1 protein-coding gene is annotated in these 1,371 nt (G+C 61.7%); it reads left to right on the top strand.

Annotated elements, in window-relative coordinates; genetic code table 11:
* Positions 1 to 159: 159 nt before the first annotated feature.
* Entirely contained in the window at positions 160 to 1,371 is a 1,212-nt protein-coding gene (locus tag D6877_RS12985) for a cytochrome c biogenesis protein DipZ (RefSeq protein ID WP_130911045.1), read from the top strand.

Here is a 1,371-nt window from a genome sequence, read left to right as displayed (position 1 = left end):
GGCCAACTGGTCGCGGAAAACGGTGCCAGTCGTACGCCTCAAGGGCAGTTGCTCGACGGCCAGACTGCATGAGCCACGGCGTAAATAAAGCGAGCTAGCGAGGGACGTTTCCCTCGCTGGCCGGTTGCGTGCCCAGCCCCCACTTCAAGGTGACCCCTTATGTACCTCATTGCATTTCTCGGCGGTCTGCTGACCGTTCTCAGTCCGTGCATCCTGCCGGTGGTGCCGTTTCTGTTCGCTGGCGCCAACCGTACCCGTTCCTCGATCCTCCTGACTCTCGCCGGCATGGCGCTGACCTTTGCGCTGATCTCCAGCCTCGCGGTGGTCAGCAGCGAGTGGGTGATTCAGGCCAGCAACACCGGCCGCCACGTTGCCTTGCTGGTCATGGCGCTGTTCGCCCTGTCGCTGATCTCGGCCCGCGTCGGTGACTGGCTGACCAGGCCGTTTGTCGCGCTCGGCAATCGTCTCGATCAGGACACGCGTAAACGTGCAGGACCGATGGGCTCGATCATGCTCGGTGTCGCCACCGGCCTGTTGTGGGCGCCGTGTGCCGGGCCGATCCTTGGGGTGATTCTGACCGGCGCAATGTTGCAAGGCGCCAATGCCCAGACCAGCCTGTTGCTGCTGGCTTACGGCGTCGGCAGTGCCTTGTCGCTGGGCACGTTGATTTTTGCCGGGCGCGGTCTGGTCAATCGGCTGAAACCGTCGATCCCGTTCAGCGGCTGGTTGCGCCGTGGTGCCGGGGTTGCGGTACTTGCTACGGTCGCGGTGATTTCGACGGGCGCCGACAAAACCCTGCTCGCCAATACGTCTTCGGAGGGCGTGGCCAGCGTCGAGAAAAACGTCCTGGAAAACGTGCCGAAAGTGGTCGACTACTTCGTCAGCAAGGTCCGCGCCGATTCGATGATGGACGAGGCCCAGGGCGCGATGCCATCGCTGTCGGGGGCTGTGCAATGGCTCAACTCACCGGAACTCAGCGCCGAATCCCTGCGCGGCAAAGTGGTGCTGGTGGACTTCTGGACTTACGACTGCATCAACTGCCAGCACACCCTGCCGTATGTCAAAGACTGGGCGCAGAAATATGAGAAGGACGGGCTGGTGGTGATCGGCGTACACACCCCCGAATACGGCTACGAGCGCATCATCGACAACGTCAAGGATCAGGTGAAAAAACTCGGCATCACCTACCCGGTAGCGATCGACAACGACTACGCGATCTGGCGCAACTTCAGCAATCAATACTGGCCGGCGCATTACCTGATCGACGCCAAGGGCCAGATGCGTTACAGCCACTTCGGTGAAGGTCGCTATGCCGAGCAGGAGCAGATGATCAAGCAGTTGCTGGAGGAGGCCAAGGCACCGGCCGCCTGA

The organism is Pseudomonas sp. Sample_9 (genome assembly GCF_004307535.1).
GTDB classification, from domain to species: Bacteria; Pseudomonadota; Gammaproteobacteria; order Pseudomonadales; family Pseudomonadaceae; genus Aquipseudomonas; species Aquipseudomonas mercuritolerans.
The sequence above is the reverse complement of the archived record's forward strand: the minus strand, read 5'-3'. Positions and strand labels throughout refer to the sequence as shown.

What these genes read in the sequence shown, in the direction of transcription:
- D6877_RS12985 (WP_130911045.1), top strand. Translation starts at nt 160, where the DNA reads ATGTACCTCATTGCATTTCTCGGCGGTCTGCTGACCGTTCTCAGTCCG.